This is a genomic window from Rhodococcus sp. 06-221-2 (genome assembly GCF_002258365.1).
Classification (GTDB): Bacteria; Actinomycetota; Actinomycetes; order Mycobacteriales; family Mycobacteriaceae; genus Rhodococcoides; species Rhodococcoides fascians.
Genome location: NZ_NOYJ01000010.1, coordinates 86,398 through 107,721 on the forward strand (window position 1 = coordinate 86,398; position 21,324 = coordinate 107,721).

The window sequence follows — 21,324 nt, forward strand, 5'->3', positions numbered from 1 at the left end:
ACGAGTCAGGACAACGGATTCAGACCCGACGTGACGGGACCCTCCAACACGGAGCCGTCGGCAGCGAATCGCGAACCGTGCAGCGGGCAGTCCCAGGACTTCTCGGCATCGTTCCACGCCACGATGCCGCCGAGGTGTGGGCACACCGCAGACACGCGGTGGGTGACGCCGTCGACGGTGCAGACAGCCTTCGGTGCGATGCCGGGCTCGACGTGGCCCTGGCTCTCGACCGGTGGGGGTTTCGTGCCCCCGGTGATCGGTTTCGCCCATCCTTTCGTCATGTTCAGTCCCACGTTGGCATTGATACGGATCGCGTCGACGATGCCGGTGAGTTGGCGCAGATTCCAGCTGTCGTACGCGCCGGCCCAGTCGGTTCGACCGCCGAACGCCCGCTGTGCAAGAACGAGCGCGGACGCCGCGGCGTTCGTCATTCCCCATTTGTCGTACCCGGTGGCGACCCAGATGCGATCGTCGCCGGGCAGCAGTGGTCCGGCGTACGGCAGCGCGTCGATCGACCCGTAGTCCTGCGCGGACCATCTGTATCGTCGTCGGGCCCCGGGGAAGTTCTCTGCGGTCCATTCGTCGAGGTCGTTCACCTGGACCTGCGGAGAAGACTCGCGCCCGACGACGTGATCGTTTCCACCGATGAGGAGTAGATCGCCGGCCGGGGTGGGCGCATACCGGATCGATCGGCTGGGGGAGTCGGCCGAGAGGTACATTCCGCGTGGAACGTCGCCGTCGATCTCGTACGCGGCGGCATACGACCGCATCGGTTCCATTCGAGCGAAGAATGCACCACGATCGAGAATGGGTGTGCCAGTAGCCAAGACGACCCGCGACCCGCGGAGTGGACCCTGATCCGTCTTGACGTCGACGTGACGAAGCCTTCGTCTCACACCGAGTGCTCGGGTGCCCTCGGTGATGTCCGCACCCGCGCTCGAGGCGTCCTGGGCCAAGGCAATGAGGGCGTCCATCGGATCGAATTGAGCTTGGTCCGGAACAGACACGGCACCGGCGACGTCGAAGGGAAGTTCGGTGTCGGTGCCGTAGGAGGCGTTCAGTCCGGCACCGAGAGCGACGCGCAATTCATCGCGAACGGCGGTGAGACCGGAGCTGGTCGTGGCGTACGTGTACGCCGTCTCACGTTGGACCGCTATCCCCCGCTCCGCGCAGTAGTCGAGCAGCCATTGCTGCCCAGCAGTGTTGCCCTGCACGTAACGTCGCACCTGCTGTTGCGAATGTTTCGACGCTATCGACGACAGCTTCGTGCCCTGCAGAACACTGATCTTGGCTGTCGTGTTTCCCGTCGCGACGGCACCGATCGTGCGGGCTTCGAGCACCGCGACGCGTTCTCCGGCTCGTGCGAACAGCAGGGCGGTGACCAAACCTGTGAGTCCGGCCCCGATGACCACGGTGTCGTACTTCTGGGTGAAATCGATCGCGCGGTAGGGCGTGCGGTCGGGTCGGTCGAGCCAGAGCGAGTTGGGCGGCATACAACCGAGTTCCCGCCTTCGTCGTCGCGAAACCCGGAAAAACCAGATCGCCGCACGCCGTCGTCAGTGAACGATATCGCCGGGCGGACGCGCAAGAGCGACGCAATTGCGGCCGTTGCTTTTCGCGCGATACAAAGCCTCGTCGGCGGCGGCGAGTGTTCGGTCGAACACGGTGCGGGTGGAGCGTGGATCCACCTGTGGCAGTGCGGCACCGACGCTGACGGTGATCGGTATGTCGTCTGCGACGTTATGGACGGCCTGTCGAAGGCGCTCGGCGAATTCGCCGAGCGTCGGTGTCGGATCCGGTACGAGGACGACGAATTCGTCGCCGCCCAGTCGTGAGACCGTCGCGTGTCGGCCGGCGCTCATGGTCAATCGCATCGCCGTCAGCCTCAACGCGACATCGCCCGCGGAGTGGCCGTGGTGGTCGTTGACGGCTTTGAAGTGGTCGATGTCGATCAGCAACAAGGCCGGGCGAACGGGGTCGTTGCCGGCACCGACTGCTCTGGCTTCCAGGCCTCGCCGGTTGAGCACTCCGGTCAGTGGGTCGGTCATCGCGTCGGACAGATGAACCCGAGAGGAGTGCAGTACTGCTCGTGAGAACGCCGACAGCAGCGTGACAGCGCCGTTGATCACCGTGATGGCCACCACGACTCGTAGGACGACCGATACGGTGTCGGTAGGGGTTGTCGCCAATGCTGATGCTCCGAGTACGAGCACGTACACCGTGCTCCACCCGACGTGGAACCAGATCACTTTCGGTCGAGCGAAGTGCGCGGCGTACGCACCGACCAGTGCGAGAAGCATCGCACCCTGAAGCGCTGCAAGAGGATCAGCGTAGGTTGCCGTCACCACGGTGACACCGAGTTCGCAATACACGACGAACCAGTTGTTGACGGGTGCGCGGCGAGACCACCAGTCCATCCCGAATTCGGCTTTGCTCATGATCCGGGCGACGGGAATCGTGCTGATGCACACGGCGTAGGTCAGTACGGTGCCGAGTCCTTCGGTGGGGCCGTCCTGCGTGAACGTGGTGCCGATGCCGAGCAGCCCGAACAGCAGAGTCTGAACGACAACCCCCGTCCGCAGCAGCGGGTCGGGTGTCTCGTCGTTCGCCCGCATGCCGGCCGGTCGCTCGGTGGGCGCACGTCTTGCCGGTGAGTCCCGATGTCTACCCACCGAAACCGTCTCGTGTCATGTCCGATCGCCAGCGTAGACTGGCTCGGACTGCCTCCCCGACACGGTCGGCGAGGTCGGCGGCGAGGGGCTCGGAGTGGTGAAACGTAGTCGCCTGTTTCGGTTTCGACAACCGGGCCGGTTCGATCTTCGGTGCATGCCCGTCGATGCCCAACCTGAAGGCACCGTCCGGAGTCATTCGAGTCGAGGGTATGCGTTCGGCGTTGCGCGGAACCGCCGAACAGTCGATGGTGAGCAGCGTTCGATCCGGGCGCGCGAATGTCTGCTTGTCGGCAAGCGCGACATACAGTCCGTCGTTCGCCTCGGCGCGCGTCGCCAGTCGCGCGACGACCCGTCGAATACGCTGCTGGCACTGTGTTCGGTCCGACGACACGACCAGCTCGGCACCCGGGACGGCAGATCGTGTGCTGCGCGCCGACTCTGTCAAGGACGTCCAGATTGCGTCGTCGTCCTCACCGAAATATGTTCGCAACAGCCAGAGTTCGGAGCTGCTCGCGCCGTCGGGCATGGTGATCCAATCCGAGAACTGTGGGGTGCGCCGAACGTGCGGTCAGGCGGAGGGGACAGCCCGGAGTTGCACGGGCACAGTATCGGCGAGGAAGGTCAGCTGATCTCCGATCACCGAGGAGAACAGCGGCTCCACGTACGGGTCGAAATGACCGCCTACGTAGGTTCGAACCGTCGCACCGCGGACTTTTGCCGCGGCGCGTTGTGCGACGGACGCCGGGGTCACTGTGTCTTCGGACGCAATCTGCACCAAAGTGGGGCAGTCGATACGTGACATCGTTCTCCCGGGGGAGTAGCGCCAGATCTTCAGAAGGATTCGTGCAGCGACGGTTTCGGGGTAGTCGCCGTCGGACAGTCCGGACTCGAGGACGAGACGGTCACGCCCCTTCATCGCGTCGGGCGAGACCATCACGGCTCGTTGGCCGGGTAGTCCGACGCTGTCGACGTAGCGCGGCGATCGGCCGAGGACAGCGCGCACACCGTCGGACATAGCGGCCGGAGCCAGCCGCACAGCCTGTCGCAATCCGGTTGCGCGAACGGCAGCAATGCCGTCGATGTGGGGTACCTGGGCGATGACGGCTGAGAATCGAACCCCGTTGCCCGCCAACGTCAGTACGTGGCCACCGGCGAACGACGTCCCCCAGCCGACGACCCGATTGTCGTCGACTCCGTCCAATGAGCGAGCGAAGTCGACGGCGTTTCGCCAGTCGATAAGCTGTTCGTTCACGTCCAACAGCTGGCGCGGTTCGCCCTCGCTGTCCCCGAAGAACCGGTAGTCGAAGACGCACACCACGTAACCGGCCGCGACGAAACGCTCCGCGTAGGCGTACAGGCGCATGGCTCGGGGACTGCCGAACCCGTGGGCCATGACAATCACCGGCAGACGGTTGGAGGCCGGGCTGCGTGGCCGGAAAACCGTAGCAGCGCAACGAACTCCGTTCGAGTGGAATGACGTCTCGGTACGGGTGAAACCGGTGTGGTCGTCGGTGATCATGCGATTGTTCCTCTGTTCAGCAAAGACTGTATGGATCGAAACTCGTTACTTGAAGGGATTGAGTGTCCTGCCGAGGTAGTACCCGATACGTGTCGGAATCGGTTTGGCTGCAACAGCAGTCGCTTTGTTGACCAACCCGGGCACGCACACCGGAGTGCCGTTCTCGACCGCGCGCCATCCCTCGCGAACGACGTCCTCGGGGTTCTGCCACAGGATCGAGGGGAGTTTGGACGTGGCCGCCTCCCTGGTCCCCATGACGTCGTGGAACTCGCTGTGCGTGAAGCCCGGGCAGAGCGCGGTGACGTGAATGCCGTGGGGACGCAGCTCCATGTCGAGTGACTGCGACATGTCGAGTACGTAGGACTTGATGCCGGTGTACAGCAAACTGGCCGCGGGGGGAAGCAGGGCCGCCAGCGACGAGAGGTTGACGATGCGCCCGTATCCTCGCTCTTTCATGCCAGGAACAGTGAGGTGAGCAAGTTCGGTCACCGCCGTGATCATCACCTGGATCTCCGCGGCCAGCGACTCGAATGAAGCGTCGGCGAACTTCGAATTCCCCGACATTCCAGCATTGTTGACGAGTATGTCGATGTCGACACCCAGGGCTCGCGTGCGCTCCATGATCGCGCGGGGAGCGTCGCGATCGGCCAGGTCGGCGGCCACCACGTCGCACCGCACGCTGTGGCGCGTGGTGAGCTCGTCTGCCAGTGCAGTCAACCGATCCTCGCGACGGGCTACCAGAACGAGGTTGTGTCCCTCGGCGGCGAGGTGACGTGCGAAGGCCGCGCCGATGCCTGCGGATGCGCCGGTGATCAGGGCTGTGCGTCCGGTGTTCGACATCTGCCACGTCTCCATCTCTTGAACGGTCATCAAGAACGGTAGCAGTGTCTTGAATGGCATTCAAGATAAACTCCGGGACATGCCCAAGAATCGCGGACTGCACGACAGGGAGAGCAAGCGCGACGACATCGTCGCCGCTGCCCGCGAGATGTTCGTATCCGACGGTTTCGAGCGCGCATCGATCAGCCGTCTGGCGAAAGCTGTCGGGATCACCCCGAACACCGTGTACTGGTACTTCGACGACAAGGACGACATCCTGGTCGCAGTGCTGACCGCTATCGCGGCCGAGGATGCGGCAGATTATGCGACCGTCGCGGATCGATCCCTGGCCGACCGTTTGGTCTGGCTCGTGGAGCAACTTCAGAGGGTGGGCCCTCTGGTATCGACGGTGCACGACCGAGTTGCCAAGTCGGCAGCAATCGAGCACTGGCACAACGGTTTCCACCACTTCGCGGAATCGTTGTTCGTTTCCGATATCGAGAAGGCTGGACTGTCCGGGTCCGAAGCCGATGCGATGCTGCGCATCGGGACGTTCGTCGTGGAGGGATTGCTGACGCACGCCCCAGCTCCGGAGGTCGTCCGTTCGGTGATCGATCGATTGGTCGCGACCATACCTCCGGCTACGCATGCCTCCGCGGCCGAATAGGGCGGCACATTCGGTCCGGCTACCGCTCGCGGGCCCGGCGGGGTACGAGTAATCGACGAAGGTGGATCAACGCGCTGTCCGTCGCCTGTCGGTCGTCACCGGTGATCTGCTCGAGTATCAGGCCCTCTGCAGCCGAGTAGACGAGGTGGCTCAGAGCTGGATCGGGGTCGATTCCTGCCAGCGTCAGTTCCGCGCCGATGGCATCGACGTACGCGTCACGTACGCGCCGGATGTGGGGCCTCAGCTTCGGACGACGGCGTGACTCGAGCATCAACTCGAATTGAAACGCCTGATCGATCGCATCGTCGTCCGCAAATGTGGACAGCCCTGCGAACAGCGCGTTCAGATCGCCGCTACCGGGCCGGGTGGTGATGGTGGCGACACTGCGAACGTAAGAACGGTGCAGCGCCTCCTCGACGAGAGTGTCGATCGATCCGAAGTGGTGTGCCACCAGTGTGTGACCGACACCGGCCTCCGAGGCAACCCGCCTGTAGGTGAGGCGACGAAGCCCGTCTTCGGCGACCGCTCGAACGGTCGCGTCCAGCAGGGCGTCGCGGCCGGTACCGTACCGGGACTCGTGAACTCTCTGCTCGACGGCCATGTGCGGTGTGCCCCTTTCTGTCGGCTCGAACTCGCGCTCCTCACCGTACCCAGCTTGCGATCCGAGATGTGGTCGAAGCAACGGTGATTCGGAGAGCATCGCTGGTGCGGCCTCGGGCACGCTGTGCGGTGTCATACCCTCGAATGCGGCGAACGCCGACCGATCCGCGAGGCGAAGCGGTGGCGTCCGGATCGATGGAATTCAGACCAATTCGGCCTCGTAGTTGATGGCGGGACGCATTGTGGCCCAAGCGAACCCGGCGACCGACGCCGCGGGAATCAAAAGGAGCAGCCACTGAGCAACTCCGCCCTGGCCACCGAGCAGGACGTCGTAGTTGGTGACCGCAATGTAGGCCACGGATCCGAATCCGGCGATCGAGAGCCCAGGCGCGATCTTCGTCGTCCACGGGTTGGTCTCCAACGTGTTCCGTGCGAAGAACGCGATGATGGACACGGATGTGAGGATCAGGATCACGATCAGCGCCACGGTGCCCAGCGAGAGAAGCCAGCTGAAGGTGACGGTGATGGGATCTGCGCCGGCGAGTCCGAAACCGGCGACGACGACAGCGATGAGTACACCTACGCAGAGAGCGGCGGTGGCAGGTGTACCCGACCTGGAGGTGACGGTACCCAGTCGAGCGGGCAGAACGCCTGCTCTGCTCAGTGCATAGAGATAGCGAGCGAACATGTTCTGAAACCCGATGAGCATGGCGACGAAACTCGTGACGACGAGAACCTCGAGGGAGGTCGCGAGCCAGGACCCGACCTCGGTCTCCGCCACTGCGAACACGAGTCCGGCAGGGTCATCGGTGGCTGCAGCCTGAACCGAATCCGATCCGACCGAATTGCCGATCGCCCACACGGTCAGGGCGTAGAACAGACCGATGAAGGCGATGGATCCGTAGACGGCGCGGGGAATGGTGCGACGTGGGTTCTTGGCCTCCTCCGAGAACACCACCGTTGCCTCGAATCCGGTGAAGCACGCGAAGGCGAACAGGAACGCCACGCCGAGACCCGGGCCGACCAGGTCGGATGGATCGAACGCGGCCAGAGAATTACCGGCCGGCCCGCCGCCACCGAGGATGATGGCAACGTCGAGCACGAGGAGCGCCGCGATCTCGAGGGCCACCAGAACGCCGAGAACTTTGAGGCTGAGGTCCACCCCGACGGCTGTCAATGTGGTCACTGCTGCAAGGACGACCAGGACGATGACCAACGGCGGAATGTCGATGCCGAGTTTGTCCGCAATCAATGCGTTGGCGAATACGGAGAACTGCGACCACAGAGCCGCCTGCAGACTCCCGTAGAACAAGATGGCCAATCCTGCCCCGGCGGTGGCGATTCGGGCACCCAGACCCTGAGCGATGTAGGCCACGAACCCGCCGGCGTTGCGTACGTGCCGACTCATGGCGACATACCCGGAGGAGAAGATCACGAACAGTGCAGCAGCGAGTAGATAGACCAGCGGTGCCGTTGCGCCGTTGGCGGAGAACACGACCGGTGAGGCACCGATGACTGCGGCCATGGGTGCCACGGCGGCAACGACGAAGAAGATGATGGCCCCGACGCCCAACGTGCCCGGACGCAATCCGGATCGTTCGGAGGAACCTGACTGGGGTGCTGCGTTCGACGAAAAGGGTGGTGTGGTGGACATCGGGCATCTCCGGGGTGGCAGGTGGAGCAGGATCGAATAGGTGGTGTTCGGCCGAATGCGTAAGAAAACGAGCGATCAGGCCGAGGGGCCCGGACGCGCAGCGTCGATCGACGGCGTGCGCTCGAATTCCTGGGCGTAGGAGCCCATCGTGAGATTCACCAGTTCTCCGCTGTACTGATCGAGGGCGAACTGGATGCCGACCGTGCGGTGGGCCGCCAGGTCGATGAGAACCATGCCTTCGACGCCCAGGTTCTTTTCCAGCCAAGAGAAGAGGTACGTGTTGTCGCGCAGCTTGAAGTAGGTGCAGCGTTCGGTGTCACCGACTCCGAGCTCGGTACCGCCGACACACAGCCACGTGAAGATGTTCTCGTTCAGGTAGACGTGGTCGTAGACGTCCTCACCGCTGTATGCGTACCGGACGCGGCGTCCGATCAGCTCGTCGGTGACAGTGTGCGCGTCCTCGGGCGTGGCACCGGATCCAGCGATCTGGCCCTGGAACCACTGCTGGCGCGCGGCTTCAGGTCGGGGGTCGAGTCCGAGTTCGCCGATCGCTCCGGTGACCTGTCCGCTGGCGGTGTCGATCGCGGCGCTGAAGGCTACGGGGTGATCCTCCCCGGCCCGCAGGTAGTGGATGTAGAACAGTCCGGGCTGCATCTCGAACAGCTCGTAGCTGTCGGTTCCGCGCGCGGTCTCGGTGCCGTTCTCGAACACGGCCCACTCGACTGCCGAACTGGAGAATTTCTGGGACAGAGTGAAGTCGCTACCGCCGTCGAGGTACCGGGCGTCCAGCACGATCTCCTCGCCATCGAGTGCCCGGCTGAGGTCGGGCAGGTACTCGTCGAAGCCGTCGGCCATTTCGGTGAGCGGAGCCCAGTCTTCTTTGCTCCAGCTGAACGGTGTTGTTGCAGTCTTCATTTCATACCTCTCGAAGGTGACGGCGCGTCGTGTTCGGTGACCGGCGGGTGATCACCGCGCAAACTGAACAGATGGTCGATTGTGACCCGTGGCACAACTATGACGGATCGTGGGCAAATAATCAAGGGTTTGATCGATTTGTTTACGCGTGAAACACGCTGGAAACAGCAATCGGACATATCTGTCGGAACTGCGCGCCGAATCGAATCCGCGAGGTGTCTGTTACGCCCTGCGTCGGAACGGTTTTCGTGATGCTGAGCGTGCGGCGAGGGTAGATGCGGAACACTTGCTCCGTAGGCGAGCGGTCAGCGCCGCTTGATGCCGTCCTGGTCGATCGCGGTGGCCAGCTTTTGCAGAAGGCCGGTGAGAATCTGGCGTTCTTCGCCTGTCAGAGCATCGGCCCAGAGTTGTTCACGACGATTGTGAGCCGCAAAAGTGTCCGTGATGGCGGAATGCCCGGATTCTGTCAGCGAGACGGTCAGGGCTCGGCCGTCGGTGATGGACCGTTCCGATTCCACCAGACCGTCCTTGATCAAGGTCTTGACCAGAGCGGACGTGGCAGAGCGGCTGATGCCTGCCAGCTCTGCGATGCGCTTCGATTCGCTCGGCCCGACGAGCCACAGAACGAACAACACTCGGAAACCCGACCATGTCCAGCCACTGGGGCGATGAACACTCGATTCCAGGTCGTAGACCACGGCACCGGTGACTCGATGCAGCTCGAGCACCAACCGCATGGCAACCGGATCGACCTGTTCGAGTTCCGTGGACGCCTTCTCGACGGCGAACTCGACGAACGACATGAAGTCGAGCTGAGTGGGGTCGATGGAGTCGGCGGTCACCGTCCCACGGTATCGGACCGGCATCGGCGTGCCCGGCCGAGCACGCCGATGCGGTTCGATCAGCCGTTGATGACCTGTGGTGCCGAGACCGATTTGAGTCCGTCGACGCCGAATTCGAGGCCGTAGCCGGACATCTTGATGCCGCCGAACGGAACCATCGGGTGTACGCCACCGTGGCTGTTGATCCATACCGTGCCGGCTTGAATCCGAGCGGCTATCTTTCGGGCAGCATCGCGGTCGGAACTCCACACCGAAGCTCCGAGTCCGACATCGAGGCCGTTGGCGAGTTCGATTGCCTCGTCGACTGTTTCGTATCGAACGATGGGTAGGGCCGGGCCGAACTGCTCCTCGGTCACCAGAGCGTTGTCGTTGTCGATGTTCGACACCAGAGTCGTGGGGTAGAAGTGCCCGGGGGCGTCGGCGTCCGGGTTTCCGCCGACCAGCATGGTGGCACCGGATTCGCGGGCGCGCTCGACAAGATTCGCGACGATGTCGTACTGCGCCTTGTTCTGCAACGGGCCCAACACGTTGTCCTCATCCAGACCGCGGCCCATCGGCATCGCCTCCGCGACTGCCGCGAGTTCGGTGCAGACCGCGTCGTAGACGTCGGTGTGCACGTACAGGCGCTTGAGGGCGGCACAGGTTTGTCCGGTGTTGATGAAGGCACCCCAGAACAGATCCTGCGCAATGGCTTTGGGATCGACATCCGGTAACACGATGCCGGCGTCGTTGCCACCGAGCTCGAGGGTGAGCCGCTTGACCGTGTCGGCGGAGCTCTTGATGATCGCTTGGCCGGTGCGGGTGGACCCGGTGAACATCAGCTTGTCGATGTCGGGGTGCGACGACAGGCGTGCGCCCAGGTCTCCCTCTCCGGCGACGACGGTCAGCACATCCTCGGGTAGCGCCGAGTTGATAACAGTGGCGAGCGCCAGCACACTCAACGGCGTGTATTCCGACGGTTTGACGATGGTGGTGTTACCCATCCGCAATGCGGGAGCGATCTGCCAGACGGTGATCATCATGGGCCAGTTCCACGGTCCGATTGCCCCGACGACTCCGAGCGGACGGTAGTACATCTCGGCGTTGCCGTCGTCACCGTCGAGGAGGGTGCGGCCGGGGAGTTCGGTTGCCGCGGTGGCACGCAGCCAGTTGGCACAGGCACCGACCTCGAACCGCGCATTGGGTCCGTTCAGTGGCTTGCCCTGTTCACGTGAAAGTAATTCTGCGAGAGGCTCGGTGGCTGCATCGATGGCATCGGCTGCCTGGAGCAGGCGCGCCGTGCGGTCCTCGTCGGTAAGCGCCGCCCACGCAGGCTGTGCTGCTTTGGCGCGGGCGATCGCGGCGTCGAGCACCTCGACACCCTCCACAGGGGCTTTACCGACGACGTCCCCGGTTGCCGGGTCGAGGATCTCGCGTCCGTTCGGATCGGTGATCTCGCTGAGAAGCGAATCGAATGTGATGGTCACTGTCTGTCCTTTCGACGGCGAACTGGGTTGGAGGATCAGTAGCTGGCGCGCGCGCTGTGCGCCGATGGATCGATGTAGCGCTGAGCGAGGGCCTCGGAACCCCGCGCCAAGATTGCGGCGTCGGCACCGACGAGCAGGAACTGCGCGCCGTCCTCGGCGTAGGAGTCGGCACGGTCGGGATCGAAAGCATTGACTCCGAACGGCTTTCCGGTGGATGCGATCGCCGTGAACGCATCGTTCACTGCGGCCACGACGTCGGGGTGGTTCTGCTGTCCGAGTAGTCCCATCGAGGCGGACAGATCGCTGGGTCCGAGGAAGACGCCGTCGATCCCCGGCGTTCCCGCGATAGCCGCTGCGTTGGATACCCCTTCGGCCGTCTCGATCTGGACGAAGACGGACACGTGATCGGCTCCGTCCGCCAGATAGTCCTCGACCCGGTTCCAGCGGGCCGATCGTGCCAGCGCGCTACCGACGCCGCGCCGCCCCACCGGTGGGTACTGTGCCGCGAGGGCCACCTCGCGCGCTTGATCGGCCGTCGAGATCATCGGGACCAGGATGTTCTGAGCGCCCAGATCCAAGACTTGCTTGATGATCACCGCGTCGCCGACGGGTACCCGCACCACCGGCGTCACAGGGTAAGCGGAGACCGCATACAGCTGGGCGAGAACGGATTCGAGGCCGTTGGGTGCGTGTTCCATGTCGATGAGCACCCAGTCCAGGCCCGAGCCGGCCATGATCTCGGCGGCCACCGGCGACCCGGTGGTGATCCAGCCGCCGTACAGCGGCCGGTCCGCCTCCGCCAACGCCTCCCGGAAGGTCTTGTTCAGTCGAAGCGGCATGAGATCGTTCCCATCGGTCCGTAGTCGGCGAGCACGCTGTCGCCCTGGTGCACCCACATCGGGCGGGTGAAGGAGCCGGCCAACACGATTTCACCGGCCTCCAGCCGGTCGCCGTGCTGAGAGAGCTTGTTGGCCAACCACGCCACGCCCGTCGCCGGATGATTGAGCACCGCGGCGGCGACGCCGGACTCTTCGATCGTCTCGTTCCGATAGAGCAACGCCGATATCCACCGCATGTCCACAGTCGAGGGGTCGGTGGGGTTGCCGCCGTAGACCATCGCGCCGAGTGCGGCATTGTCGCTGATGGTGTCGACAATGGTGCGGCCCTCCATCTCGATCCGCGAACTGAGAATCTCGAGAGCCGGCACGACGTACTCGGTTGCCTTCAGAACGTCGAAGATCGTCGCGGTCGGACCGGCCAACGGCCTACCGAGAACGAAGGCGAGCTCGACCTCTATCCGCACATTGGAGAAGCGCTCGTGCTCGATCACCGAGCCGTTGTCGAAAACCTGGTCGTCGAATATCGCGCCGTAATCGGGCTCGGTGATGCCGGTCGCGACCTGCATCACCTTGCTCGTCAAACCGATCTTGCGGCCGACCAGGCGTCGACCGGACTCGACCTTGCGTCGACGCCACTCGTTCTGCACTGCGTACGAATCCTCGAAGGTCATGTCGGGATAGCGAGCAGTGAGCCGCGGAATCATCGTCCGCGTCCGTTCGGCTTCTTCGAGTTGGTCGGCGATGGCCGTGATGGTGTTCGGGGGGAGCATGAATTCTCCTGTGCCGTAGGGGAATGAGTCGTTACTACAGCTGTGCGCCGAGCTTGAACTCGCCCTTCTTCCAGTCCGGCATCTCGTCGGTGTCCTCTTTGCGGGTGTACGAGAAGCCGTCCGCCCCGATGGTGACGGCCATTTCGGAATCGTCGGTCCGCGCGATGACCGGCTTGGGGTTGCCGTCGAGATCCAGGACGATCGAGGCGTCGGTGTACCAGCTGGGGACCACCGGGGTGCCCCACCAGTCGCGGCGTTGGTTGTCGTGCACGTCCCAGGTGACGACCGGGTTGTCGGGATCGCCGGTGTAGTAGTCCTGGGTGTAGATCTCGATGCGGTGGCCATCCGGGTCGCGGAGGTAGAGGTAGAAGGCGTTCGAGACGCCGTGCCGTCCCGGTCCGCGCTCGATGTGGTCGGACATCCGCAGGGAGCCCAGTTTGTCGCAGATCGCGATGATGTTGTGCTTCTCGTGCGTGGCGAAGGCAACGTGGTGCATCCGTGGTCCGTCGCCCCCGGTCATCGCGGTGTCGTGCACAGTGGACTTACGACGCATCCAGGCCGCGTACGTCGTCCCGGCCTCGTCCTGGATGTCCTCGGTGACGCGAAAGCCGAGATCCTCCATGTACGCCACGGCGCGGGGGACGTCGGGGGTCACCTGGTTGAAGTGGTCCAGACGCACGAGCGCGCCCGGGGTGTACAGGTGGTAGTGCCACGCGAGCCGCTCGACGTGCTCGACGTCGTAGAAGAACTCGTACGGGAAGCCGAGAGGATCCTCGACGCGCACCGAATCACCGATGCCCTTGTTGTACCCGTTGGGGTTTCGCTCCACGCGGCAGCCGAGTTCGGTGTAGAACGCGACCGCTTTGTCGAGATCCTCCGGGCTGCGTACCCGATAGGAGAACGCTGCTACACCGGCGACAGGGCCCTTGCGCAGGACCAGGTTGTGGTGGATGAATTCCTCGAACGAGCGAAGGTAGACGGCGTTCTCGTCTTCCTCGGTCACGACGAGGTCGAGCACGTCGACGTAGAACTTGCGTGAACGCTCGAGGTCGGTGACGACCAATTCCATGTAGGCGCAGCGCAATACATCCGGGGGAGTGGCCCGCGGGGTGGGAACCGGGTCGGCCGAGCGGATCGGGCTGGTGCGCGTCACGACGGGCTCGGGGGCATCGGGGGTGATGGTCATGTCATGGTCCTTGTCGAAAGGTGAAGGGAGTCGGTGCTGTCTGCGTCAGTGCTTGGCTGAGTCGGCCTTGCCGAAGGTCGGGTTGTGTACCTCGCCGAGCGTGATGTGCACGGCCTGCTGCTGGGTGTAGAAGTCGATGGAGCGGTAGCCACCCTCGTGCCCGAGCCCAGAAGCCTTGACCCCACCGAACGGGGTGCGTAGGTCGCGGACGTTGTTGGAGTTGAGCCACACCATGCCGGCATCGATGGCCTGGGCGAAGTTGTGCGAGCGCTTGAGGTCGTTGGTCCAGACGTATGCTGCGAGACCGTATTTGACACCGTTGGCCAATTCGAGAGCTTCGTCGTCGGTGTCGAACGGAGTGATCGCCACGACCGGTCCGAAGATCTCTTCCTGGAAGATGCGGGCGTCGGGTGCGACATCGGCGAACACCGTCGGGGTCACGAAGTTGCCCTGCTCGAAGCCTTCGGCCCGGCCGCCGCCCGCAACGAGGCGGGCTTCGGTCTTGCCGATCTCGATGTAGCTCATCACCTTGTCGTAGTGCTCCGGGTGTACCAGCGCGCCGACCTCGGTCGAGGGATCGTGCGGGTAGCCCACCTTCACGCGCTTTGCTTGTGCGGCATAGCGTTCGACGAATTCATCGTAGATGGACCGTTCGACGAGGATGCGGCTGCCCGCGGTGCAGCGCTCCCCGTTGAGGGAGAACACACCGAAGATCGTGGCGTCCACTGCTGCTTCGAGATCGGCATCGGCGAACACGATCGCCGGGCTCTTTCCGCCCAGTTCCATCGACAGGCCCTTGAGGAAGGGCGCGGCGTTGCCGAAAATGAGCTGACCCGTGCTGGATTCGCCGGTGAAGGAGATCAAGGGAACGTCGGGGTGCTTGACGAGCGCGTCGCCTGCGTCTTCGCCGAGGCCGTTGACAAGGTTGAACACACCCTCGGGGAGGCCGGCTTCCTCGAAGATGCCCGCCCACAACGATGCCGACAGGGGAGTGAACTCGGCGGGCTTGAGGACGACGGTATTGCCGGTGGCCAGTGCTGGGCCGAGCTTCCACGATTCGAGCATGAACGGGGTGTTCCACGGGGTGATGAGGCCGGCGACCCCGATGGGGGTGCGATTGACGTAGTTGATCTGCCGTCCTGGGACCTTGTAGGTGTCGTCGGCCTGAGCGACGATGAGGTCTGCGAAGAAGCGGAAGTTCTCGGCGGCGCGGCGAGCCTGACCGAGTGCCTGGGTGATGGGCAGGCCGGAGTCGAAGGATTCGAGTTCGGCCAGCCGGGCGTCGCGTGACTCGACGATGTCGGCAATGCGGTGGAGGATCCGGGAGCGCTCGCGCGGCAGCATGCGCGGCCACGGGCCTTCCTTGAAGGCTTTCTTGGCGGCCTCGACAGCGCGGTCGATGTCGGCCTTCTTGCCGGCGGCGGCCTGCAGGTAGACCTCATTGGATACCGGGTCGAGAACGTCGAAGGTGTCGCCGTCGATCGAATCGACGAACGCACCGCCGATGTAGTGCTGGATCTTGCTGGGAAGGTCGGTGGGGACGTGGCGTTGTGCCTGTTCGGCGACAGTGTTCGTCATGAATGCTCCAATATCGGGATCGGTTGTCTGATCTGACTCAGTAGGCCGGTAGGCCGATGGTTTCGTCGGGGTGCTCGTGGACCAGGTAAGCGTCGAGCGTTGCGGATCGGTGTCGTCGAGCCGCCTTCTCGATTTCGCCGAGGGGCGCACCGATTTCGATGAGCCGCACGATGTTTTCGTGTTCGTGCACCGATTCACGTGCGCGACCGGGAACGAACGCGAACGTCGATGCGCGCAAGTGTCCGAGACGGCCCCACTCGGCTTCGACGAGTGTCAGCATTCGCGGGTTCACGCATTTCGCGAACAGAATTTGGTGGAACTCCTTGTTCAGCGACGTGAACAGGTGCGGATCGAAATGCTCGAGGGACTCGATCATGCGTTCGTTCACGGCACGGGCTTTCCGAATGTCGTCCTCCGACAATCGGCGTGCGGCCATGGCAGTGGCAGCGCCCTCGAGAATGCTCAAACTCTGCATGCTGTAGCGATATTGGGTGTCGTCCACCATCGACACGTGGGCACCGACGTTCCGCTCGAACGTCACCAGACCTTCGGCCTCGAGTTGTCGGATCGCCTCACGAACCGGAACGACACTCATGTCGAGATCCTTCGCGATCGAGCCGAGTACGAGGCGGTAGCCGGGCGTGTATTCCTGCCGCGCTATCCGGTCCTTGATGTAGTGGTAGGCGGCCTGCGATTTGCTCTGTGTCACTGGGAAACTCCCTGATCCATACGCCACTGCTCGTACTTGCTCTTCCACTCCGCATTCGGTGGGAAGAGCCCGTCGAGTGGATGTCCGGCCGCGACTTGGTCGGCAACCCACGCGTCCTGCTCTTCCTGAGCGAGCGCCTCGTCGACCACTTCCTCGGCCAACGCCGGCGGAATCACGATCACCCCGTCGCTGTCGCCGACGATGACGTCGCCGGGCTGTACCGTCGCTCCACCGCAGGCGACGGTCAGGTCGAAATCCCATGGGACGTGGCGGCGGCCCAACACTGCGGGGTGGGCGGTCGCGGCGAACACAGGGAGGCCGATCTCGGCTACGGCGTCGCGATCGCGGACTCCTCCGTCGGTCACGACGCCGACGGCGCCGCGGGATCGGGCCCGCAGGGCGAGGATGTCACCCAGAGTGCCGGAGCCGAGTTCGCCGCGGGCCTCGATGACGATGATCTCGCCGTCGTTCACGGCGTCGAACGCTCGTTTCTGGGCGTTGTAGCCGCCGCCGTGGGAGACGAACAGGTCTTCGCGGTTGGGTACGAACCGCAGTGTCCTGGCCGTTCCGACGATCTTGTCGCCGGTATTCAGTGCGCGAACACCGTCGATCGACACGTTGTTCAGTCCCCGCTTACGAAGCTGGGCCGACAGACCCGCCACCGGTACCCGGGTCAGTTTGTCTCGTAGCTGGGGGCTCAAACCTGTTCGAGGCGGGATGATTCCGGCCGCCTCGGCCGAGCCCCACGCGTCCTCGCGCTGCGCATCGTCTGCCGCCGGCAGAGAGCCGAGCCCTGGGTCGAAATCGTTCTCGCCCTGGGTGACTGTTGTGATCAACCGGCCGGTCGACGACGAATCGTCGATCGTGCTCACCTCGACCTCGACGACGTCGCCGGGAACGACGACCGACGAGCCGGCGGGTGTACCGGTGAGGATGACGTCGCCGGGCTCGAGGGTGAAGTGCTGCGACAGGTCGGCTATCAGCTGGGGCAGCGAGAAGATGAGGCCGGCCGTGGTGTCGTCCTGGGCCACGGTTCCGTTGACCCACGTCCGGATTCGCAGTGCAGTCGGGTCGACCGAACGCGCGTCGATGACGTCGGGTCCCAGGGGTGTGTACCCGTCTCCGCCTTTGGAGCGGACGTTGGATCCCTTGTCGTTGGCGCGCAGATCGTAGAGGCCGAAGTCGTTGGCGGCCGTGATGCCCGAGACGTGGTTCCAGGCGTTCTCTGTCGTTACCCATCGCGTTGTCGACCCGATGATCAGGGCGATTTCGCCCTCGAAAGCGAGAAGTTCGGTGCCTGCCGGCCGCTCGACCGTGTCGCCCGTCGACGCCACAGAGCTTGTCGGCTTGAGGAAGTAGGACGGATGAGCCGGGCGGCGACCGCGCTGATCGGCTCGTGATGCATAGCTCAGATGCACCGCGACGATCTTCCCGGGCCTGGTCAGTGAGTTGTTCGACTCGATGACGGCAGCATCGTGGCTCTCGGTCTTCATGTTCCTCCTCGATTGCGACCCTTGCATCATATCTCAGATCGTATACGATGAGTGACGCAGATCGCAATAAATACCGTCGGTGCTACACAGCACTCGAGCACACGAGAGAATCGGCGAAGGTCCAGCAATGCAATTTCACCACCATGGCTACGTATCCGGTGACCCACGCGTCCAGCAAGCATCGGGGACCGGTATCGACCGGCCGGACGAGCTTCCGGAGTACGTCGATGTGCTCATCGTCGGCACCGGTCCGGCAGGAATGATGACCGCCGCACAGCTTTCCCAGTTTCCCGACGTGACGACGCGCATCGTCGAGCGCCGCACGGGACGTCTTGCGATAGGACAGGCCGACGGGATTCAGGCTCGTAGTGTCGAGACCTTCCAGGCGTTCGGATTTGCGGATCGCATCACAGCAGAGGCATATCGAATTACCGAAATGGCCTTCTGGAAGCCCGATCCCGAGGATGCCTCGAAGATCGTGCGCACTGCGCGGACGCCCGACGACGCAACCGGCATCAGTGAATTCCCTCATCTGATCGTCAATCAGGCTCGCGTCCTGGATTACTTCGCCGAGGTCATGGCTCTGTCGCCTACTCGAATGAAGCCGGATTTCGGCTACGAATTCTGCACTCTGGAGATCGGGGATGGCGACTACCCGGTCACGGTCACACTGGAGCACACCGGCGGCGATCAGGTGGGGCAGAAGCGAACGGTTCACGCCAAATACGTCGTCGGCTCCGACGGTGCACGCAGCGCCGTGCGCGACACGATCGGATGTAAGCCGGTCGGAGACAAAGCGTTCCATGCCTGGGGTGTGATGGACGTTCTTGCTGTCACCGATTTTCCCGACATTCGCCTCAAGTGCGCCATCCAGTCCGGCTCGGGCGGGAGCATCCTGCACATTCCACGCGAGGGTGGTCACCTGTTTCGCATGTACGTCGACCTCGGGGAAGTTGCCGAGGACGACAACGGCAAGGTGCGCACGACCAGCATCGACCAGATCATCGCGCAGGCCAACGAGATTTTGCATCCCTACACCCTCGATGTGAAAAATGTTGCGTGGCATAGCGTCTACGAGGTCGGCCACCGCGTGACCGACCGCTTCGACGATGTACCGGCCGACGAGGTCGGGGTGCGTATGCCGCATGTCTTCATCACCGGCGATGCCTGCCACACCCACAGCGCCAAAGCGGGTCAGGGAATGAACGTGTCGATGCAGGACGGGTTCAACCTCGGCTGGAAACTCGGGCACGTACTCGAAGGCCGCGCGCCCGAGAGCCTGCTCGCAACCTATACCGCCGAACGCCAGGTCATCGCGCAGAACCTGATCGACTTCGACAAACAGTGGTCGGCCATGATGGCGAAGCGCCCGGAGGACTTCGACAATCCGTCCGAGCTCGAAGAGTTCTACGTCAAGACCGGAGAATTCCCGGCCGGCTTCATGACCGAGTACCGGCCGTCGATGATCGTCGGCGATACCACCCATCAGAATCTGGCCACCGGATTTCCGGTGGGCAAGCGTTTCAAGTCGGCACCGGTGGTGCGAGTATGCGATGCCAATCCGATGCATCTCGGTCATCATCACCGTGCAGACGGACGTTGGCGGATCTACGTTTTCGCTGACGCGGCCGCCGCCGGCCTTCACTCGGCCAGCGTGGCGTTGACCGAATTGTCGTCGTGGCTCCTCGAATCACCCGATTCGCCGATCGTGCGGTTCACCCCGCAGGGCACCGACATCGACAGTTTCTTCGACGTCAAGGTGATCTACCAGCAGGACCACGCCTCGGTCGATATCGGCGCGGTGAATCCCGTGTACCTCCCCGTCGGGGGTCCCTTCGGACTCGTCGACTACGAGAAGGTCTTCGCCACCGATCCCAGTACCGACATCTTCACCGAGCGCGGAATCGATCGCGACGGCGCAATCGTGGTCGTCCGGCCCGATCAGTATGTGGCACAGGTTCTTCCACTCAGCGCAACCGACGAGCTGGCGACGTTCTTCGCCGGAAACATGCTGCCGCGCACCACGGCCTCCACCCCGAAGGAACTGGTATGACCGATCTCGAGAAGAAGCTCCTCGACTCCGTCCCGAACGAACTGTTCATCGGGGGACACTGGCGCGGGTCGTCTTCGAACACAACTCTGGCGGTACATGATCCGGCAACGGGGGAGGTCGTTCGTGACATCGCCGACGCCACCCCCGAGGACGGGATGGCTGCGCTCGATGCGGCAGTCGCCGCTGCCGACTCGTGGGCGTCGACCCCCGCGCGTGAGCGAGCCGAAATTCTGCGACGTGCTTTCGACCTCGTGCAGGCTCGAAAGGAGGACTTTGCGCTCCTGATGACCATCGAGATGGGCAAACCGTTGGCCGAGGCCAGGGGAGAGGTGGCGTACGGAGGCGAGTTCCTGCGGTGGTTCAGCGAGGAGGCCACCCACGTCCAGGGTCGGTACGGCGCAAACCCGGAGAACACCGGGCGGATGTTCGTCACTCAGCATCCCGTCGGTCCGTGTTTTCTCATCACGCCGTGGAACTTCCCCCTGGCCATGGCAACTCGTAAAATTGCCCCTGCTCTGGCTGCGGGCTGCACTGTCGTGGTCAAACCGGCTGCGCTCACTCCGTTGACGACTCTGCTCCTGGTGAAAATTCTGCAGGAGGCAGGCCTGCCCGACGGCGTAGTCAACGTGGTCACCACCTCGTCCTCGTCGGCGGTATCCGGCCCGATCATTGCCGACCCCAGATTGCGGAAGCTGTCGTTCACCGGTTCGACTCCCGTCGGTCAGGCTCTGCTGCGTCAGGCCGCCACCGGGGTTCTCCGTACCTCGATGGAGCTCGGCGGTAACGCCCCGTTCGTGGTTTTCGGTGACGCCGATCTGGACAAGGCCGTCGACGGAGCCATTGCCGCGAAGTTCCGCAACATCGGTCAAGCCTGCACGGCGGCAAACCGTTTCATCGTGCACAGTTCGATAGCAACCGAGTTCGCCCGGCGAGTCACCGAACGAGTCGACGCCTTCGGCGTCGGGCGAGGTACCGAGGACGGGGTGACGATCGGTCCGCTCATCGACGGCAAGGCCGTGGCCAAGGCCGAGGAGCTGGTCACCGACGCCGTGCAGCGCGGCGCAACGGTCACCACCGGCGGCGCAGCGATCGATCGGCCCGGGACTTTCTTTGCCCCTACGGTTCTGACCGACGTTGCCCCGGGTAGCGAAATCCTGCATGAGGAGATATTCGGTCCGGTACTCGCGATCGCGACTTTCGATACCGACGACGAGGCAGTCTCACTGGCGAACGACACCGAGTACGGGCTCGTCTCGTACGTCTACACCGAGGATTTCCGTCGCGGTCAGCGCATGATCGAGCGTCTGCAGACCGGAATGATGGGACTGAACGTCGGTGTGGTGTCCAACGCCGCGGCACCGTTCGGTGGCTGGAAGATGTCGGGTCTCGGACGTGAAGGTGGAGCCGAAGGCATCCATGAGTATCTGCAGACCAAATACACACTGACCCCGTCACCCTTCGCAGACTAGACACGCCGTTGTGGGGGTCTCGGACCCCCACAACGTGTGATCGCAGTGAGGATCCGGTAACGCGAAATTCACA

The 21,324-nt window shown here is 63.6% G+C and carries 19 protein-coding genes; 3 read left to right on the forward strand and 16 right to left on the reverse strand.

What is annotated here, in order from left to right:
- Window positions 1–5: 5 nt before the first annotated feature.
- The 5 genes from CH281_RS05470 to CH281_RS05490 form a co-directional block, all read right to left on the reverse strand.
- Window positions 6–1,493, reverse strand: a complete 1,488-nt coding sequence (locus CH281_RS05470) for an FAD-dependent oxidoreductase (RefSeq protein ID WP_094693305.1) — start codon at window positions 1,491–1,493, stop codon at window positions 6–8.
- 63 nt (window positions 1,494–1,556) lie between these two features.
- Window positions 1,557–2,615 (reverse strand): GGDEF domain-containing protein, encoded by a 1,059-nt coding sequence (locus tag CH281_RS05475; protein WP_094693307.1) that lies wholly within the window; start codon window positions 2,613–2,615, stop codon window positions 1,557–1,559.
- 49 nt (window positions 2,616–2,664) lie between these two features.
- A complete protein-coding gene (locus tag CH281_RS05480) occupies window positions 2,665–3,198 on the reverse strand; it encodes a DUF6924 domain-containing protein (RefSeq protein ID WP_094693309.1) in 534 nt (177 codons plus the stop codon).
- A 42-nt stretch (window positions 3,199–3,240) separates the two neighbouring features.
- A complete protein-coding gene (locus CH281_RS05485; protein WP_094693311.1) occupies window positions 3,241–4,191 on the reverse strand; it encodes an alpha/beta hydrolase in 951 nt (316 codons plus the stop codon).
- 45 nt (window positions 4,192–4,236) lie between these two features.
- Window positions 4,237–5,031 carry an SDR family NAD(P)-dependent oxidoreductase gene (locus CH281_RS05490; RefSeq protein WP_032393382.1) on the reverse strand — a complete coding sequence of 265 codons (795 nt, stop codon included), beginning with the start codon at window positions 5,029–5,031 and terminating at the stop codon, window positions 4,237–4,239.
- Window positions 5,032–5,110: 79 nt separating this feature from the next.
- Between CH281_RS05490 and CH281_RS05495 the strand changes: the two genes are divergently transcribed.
- Window positions 5,111–5,677, forward strand: coding sequence for a TetR/AcrR family transcriptional regulator (locus CH281_RS05495; RefSeq protein WP_052053757.1), 567 nt, complete (start codon window positions 5,111–5,113; stop codon window positions 5,675–5,677).
- 19 nt (window positions 5,678–5,696) lie between these two features.
- On the opposite strand, the gene CH281_RS05500 is transcribed toward CH281_RS05495, so the two are convergent.
- The 11 genes from CH281_RS05500 to CH281_RS05550 form a co-directional block, all read right to left on the reverse strand.
- Window positions 5,697–6,278, reverse strand: coding sequence for a TetR/AcrR family transcriptional regulator (locus CH281_RS05500; RefSeq protein WP_032393383.1), 582 nt, complete (start codon window positions 6,276–6,278; stop codon window positions 5,697–5,699).
- Window positions 6,279–6,479: 201 nt separating this feature from the next.
- Window positions 6,480–7,931 carry an APC family permease gene (locus tag CH281_RS05505; RefSeq protein WP_032393245.1) on the reverse strand — a complete coding sequence of 484 codons (1,452 nt, stop codon included), beginning with the start codon at window positions 7,929–7,931 and terminating at the stop codon, window positions 6,480–6,482.
- A 75-nt stretch (window positions 7,932–8,006) separates the two neighbouring features.
- A complete protein-coding gene (locus CH281_RS05510; RefSeq protein ID WP_094693313.1) occupies window positions 8,007–8,846 on the reverse strand; it encodes a MoaF C-terminal domain-containing protein in 840 nt (279 codons plus the stop codon).
- Between the two features lie 305 nt (window positions 8,847–9,151).
- Window positions 9,152–9,688 carry a MarR family winged helix-turn-helix transcriptional regulator gene (locus tag CH281_RS05515; protein ID WP_032393384.1) on the reverse strand — a complete coding sequence of 179 codons (537 nt, stop codon included), beginning with the start codon at window positions 9,686–9,688 and terminating at the stop codon, window positions 9,152–9,154.
- 59 nt (window positions 9,689–9,747) lie between these two features.
- Entirely contained in the window at window positions 9,748–11,154 is a 1,407-nt protein-coding gene (locus CH281_RS05520) for an aldehyde dehydrogenase family protein (RefSeq protein ID WP_094693315.1), read from the reverse strand.
- Between the two features lie 35 nt (window positions 11,155–11,189).
- Entirely contained in the window at window positions 11,190–11,993 is an 804-nt protein-coding gene (locus CH281_RS05525) for an HpcH/HpaI aldolase family protein (protein WP_094693317.1), read from the reverse strand.
- Window positions 11,978–12,763, reverse strand: a complete 786-nt coding sequence (gene hpaH / locus CH281_RS05530; RefSeq protein WP_094693319.1) for a 2-oxo-hept-4-ene-1,7-dioate hydratase — start codon at window positions 12,761–12,763, stop codon at window positions 11,978–11,980. The genes CH281_RS05525 and hpaH overlap by 16 nt, the downstream gene beginning before the upstream one ends.
- Window positions 12,764–12,797: 34 nt before the next feature.
- Window positions 12,798–13,949: a 3,4-dihydroxyphenylacetate 2,3-dioxygenase gene (gene hpaD, locus CH281_RS05535; RefSeq protein WP_057473875.1), complete on the reverse strand. Its 1,152-nt coding sequence runs from the start codon at window positions 13,947–13,949 to the stop codon at window positions 12,798–12,800.
- Between the two features lie 45 nt (window positions 13,950–13,994).
- Window positions 13,995–15,527: a 5-carboxymethyl-2-hydroxymuconate semialdehyde dehydrogenase gene (gene hpaE / locus CH281_RS05540; protein WP_032393251.1), complete on the reverse strand. Its 1,533-nt coding sequence runs from the start codon at window positions 15,525–15,527 to the stop codon at window positions 13,995–13,997.
- 37 nt (window positions 15,528–15,564) lie between these two features.
- Window positions 15,565–16,236, reverse strand: coding sequence for a GntR family transcriptional regulator (locus CH281_RS05545; RefSeq protein WP_032385579.1), 672 nt, complete (start codon window positions 16,234–16,236; stop codon window positions 15,565–15,567).
- Window positions 16,233–17,729 (reverse strand): fumarylacetoacetate hydrolase family protein, encoded by a 1,497-nt coding sequence (locus tag CH281_RS05550; RefSeq protein ID WP_052053759.1) that lies wholly within the window; start codon window positions 17,727–17,729, stop codon window positions 16,233–16,235. Before CH281_RS05550 ends, CH281_RS05545 begins: the two co-directional genes overlap by 4 nt.
- A 127-nt stretch (window positions 17,730–17,856) precedes the next feature.
- On the opposite strand from CH281_RS05550, the gene CH281_RS05555 reads away from it, so the two are divergent.
- Window positions 17,857–19,782 carry an FAD-binding monooxygenase gene (locus tag CH281_RS05555; RefSeq protein WP_094693321.1) on the forward strand — a complete coding sequence of 642 codons (1,926 nt, stop codon included), beginning with the start codon at window positions 17,857–17,859 and terminating at the stop codon, window positions 19,780–19,782.
- Window positions 19,779–21,251, forward strand: a complete 1,473-nt coding sequence (locus CH281_RS05560) for an NAD-dependent succinate-semialdehyde dehydrogenase (RefSeq protein WP_094693323.1) — start codon at window positions 19,779–19,781, stop codon at window positions 21,249–21,251. The genes CH281_RS05555 and CH281_RS05560 overlap by 4 nt, the downstream gene beginning before the upstream one ends.
- Window positions 21,252–21,324 lie beyond the last annotated feature (73 nt).

Excerpts from the sequence above, each read along its gene's own strand:
- hpaH (WP_094693319.1), bottom strand. The coding sequence starts at position 12,763 with ATGCTCCCCCCGAACACCATCACGGCCATCGCCGACCAACTCGAAGAA.
- CH281_RS05550 (WP_052053759.1), bottom strand. The coding sequence starts at position 17,729 with ATGAAGACCGAGAGCCACGATGCTGCCGTCATCGAGTCGAACAACTCA.
- CH281_RS05560 (WP_094693323.1), top strand. The coding sequence starts at position 19,779 with ATGACCGATCTCGAGAAGAAGCTCCTCGACTCCGTCCCGAACGAACTG.
- CH281_RS05500 (WP_032393383.1), bottom strand. The coding sequence starts at position 6,278 with ATGGCCGTCGAGCAGAGAGTTCACGAGTCCCGGTACGGTACCGGCCGC.
- CH281_RS05495 (WP_052053757.1), top strand. The coding sequence starts at position 5,111 with ATGCCCAAGAATCGCGGACTGCACGACAGGGAGAGCAAGCGCGACGAC.
- CH281_RS05490 (WP_032393382.1), bottom strand. The coding sequence starts at position 5,031 with ATGTCGAACACCGGACGCACAGCCCTGATCACCGGCGCATCCGCAGGC.
- CH281_RS05485 (WP_094693311.1), bottom strand. The coding sequence starts at position 4,191 with ATGATCACCGACGACCACACCGGTTTCACCCGTACCGAGACGTCATTC.
- CH281_RS05525 (WP_094693317.1), bottom strand. The coding sequence starts at position 11,993 with ATGCCGCTTCGACTGAACAAGACCTTCCGGGAGGCGTTGGCGGAGGCG.
- hpaE (WP_032393251.1), bottom strand. The coding sequence starts at position 15,527 with ATGACGAACACTGTCGCCGAACAGGCACAACGCCACGTCCCCACCGAC.
- CH281_RS05475 (WP_094693307.1), bottom strand. The coding sequence starts at position 2,615 with ATGCGGGCGAACGACGAGACACCCGACCCGCTGCTGCGGACGGGGGTT.
- CH281_RS05510 (WP_094693313.1), bottom strand. The coding sequence starts at position 8,846 with ATGAAGACTGCAACAACACCGTTCAGCTGGAGCAAAGAAGACTGGGCT.
- CH281_RS05480 (WP_094693309.1), bottom strand. The coding sequence starts at position 3,198 with ATGCCCGACGGCGCGAGCAGCTCCGAACTCTGGCTGTTGCGAACATAT.
- CH281_RS05470 (WP_094693305.1), bottom strand. The coding sequence starts at position 1,493 with ATGCCGCCCAACTCGCTCTGGCTCGACCGACCCGACCGCACGCCCTAC.
- hpaD (WP_057473875.1), bottom strand. The coding sequence starts at position 13,949 with ATGACCATCACCCCCGATGCCCCCGAGCCCGTCGTGACGCGCACCAGC.
- CH281_RS05505 (WP_032393245.1), bottom strand. The coding sequence starts at position 7,931 with ATGTCCACCACACCACCCTTTTCGTCGAACGCAGCACCCCAGTCAGGT.
- CH281_RS05555 (WP_094693321.1), top strand. The coding sequence starts at position 17,857 with ATGCAATTTCACCACCATGGCTACGTATCCGGTGACCCACGCGTCCAG.